Raw genomic sequence first — 1474 nt, 5'->3', positions numbered from 1 at the left:
TTCAAAACCGGAGGGAATAGCATTACTGGCGATAAATACATCACCATCGGCTCCCAATGCCAGCGATGAGACCAGTAATAACAGCCAGAATCCCCATAGACGTTTCATTACAGATTAAGCAGGTGTGACGGTTAATGTGACAAGGTCGGTATAGACACCAGGCGAGCTTGTAGTGACATTAGGTGTAATCAGCAGTTTAAAATTTCCGGCAGAGCATGAAGCGCTCCCTACCGTTGAGAGTTTCCAGCCACTAATGTTGGCTTGCGATATATGCTTACTCGTTACATCATTAGCATTGTTACCACTCCCCCCCCATGTCTCAATTGCTCTTCCACCTGAGGCTGGGGCCAAGGCCAAGGTATAGTCAGCACCATCCTGTTTACTATTACTCAGTAACTTAAACCCGTTCTGTGAGGACGTCGTAAGCGTAAATCCTTCAGTATTTGTATAAATACAAATAGAATTCTCAATTGGAGTGCCAGTCTTATCTTCAGCAAAAGTGAAATCTTTTAGTCCAAAAATTCTTGCCTGAGCAGCGTTATACAGTGTTATATTGAAGTATCCTGTAGAGGAGCCATGAGTTGATAGCCCCCCCAAATCCCCATCATGTGCGGCGGCCATAGCCCCACCAGAAACTCCAGCAATAACAGCAACGGCCAACGCCTTATGCATCACTGTTTTCATTTTGAATACCTCTTTCATTCTCTCTTTATTAACTCTTTTGCCCACTGGCAGGCCGACTTTACTGTCAGATAGAGTGCTTTCCCTGCAGGCAGCGCCCCAGACAACAGAGAAATAAACATTGGTAATAAGTTCTTGCTGCTTATGATATTGCTCGCCTTTGACCAATCTGACATATCGTGAAAGTCACACCAGCAAGTTAGAAAGTCAAAGGAACCAACAAACGACAACTGTCTTGTTTGTTTAGAAAAAAGTACCCCGCAGTGGTTGACAACAACCACTCCTGAAAACTGTTACAGACTAGCGCTTTGCATCGCACAACAAACTGCAACTTAGGTCGATATCAATAAATCATGCTCATTTGTCAATCGATCCAGGCATATCAGCACAGACGTTTATGTCAGCACTCTTTTTCTGAAAAACCTTTACCTAGCGTACCAAGCACACTAGCAGCATCACGGATGCGGATGCTATCAAAACAACACCAAATAAACGACAACTACTTTACAACTTTTACAAAAAAAATACGCACCCATATTGACAAACACCTACAACATAGCCGTATTCATACGTAAGCACCCTGAGCATTGCTTTCGCATAGTCTGGCGGCGTCTTTTTCCGCCCTTGCTGCGTCACAACTCTTATCACGTAGCGGGCTACGCTCCCGACGTTGTGCTGGATTAATACAATAAGTGCGATCGACTGAAATTTCAGATGTTAATGCCAACCAGAAAGTGTCGGCATTATTCCCTACAGAGATATTTTCAGGTTGGTCCCGTGCATAATTTCTTCA

At 44.0% G+C, this 1474-nt stretch carries 1 protein-coding gene; it reads right to left on the bottom strand.

Annotated features, from left to right (window positions below; all coding sequences use genetic code 11):
* Positions 1 to 114: 114 nt before the first annotated feature.
* The gene (locus tag E1189_RS01545; RefSeq protein ID WP_155158339.1) at positions 115 to 849 is read right to left on the bottom strand and encodes a hypothetical protein; all 735 of its coding nucleotides are present in this window, start codon (positions 847 to 849) and stop codon (positions 115 to 117) included.
* Positions 850 to 1474: the final 625 nt, after the last annotated feature.

It is taken from the genome of Parendozoicomonas verongulae, from assembly GCF_009711465.1.
In the GTDB taxonomy this organism is placed as follows: domain Bacteria; phylum Pseudomonadota; class Gammaproteobacteria; order Pseudomonadales; family Endozoicomonadaceae; genus Sansalvadorimonas; species Sansalvadorimonas verongulae.
This window is presented reverse-complemented; position numbering and strand designations above follow the sequence as displayed.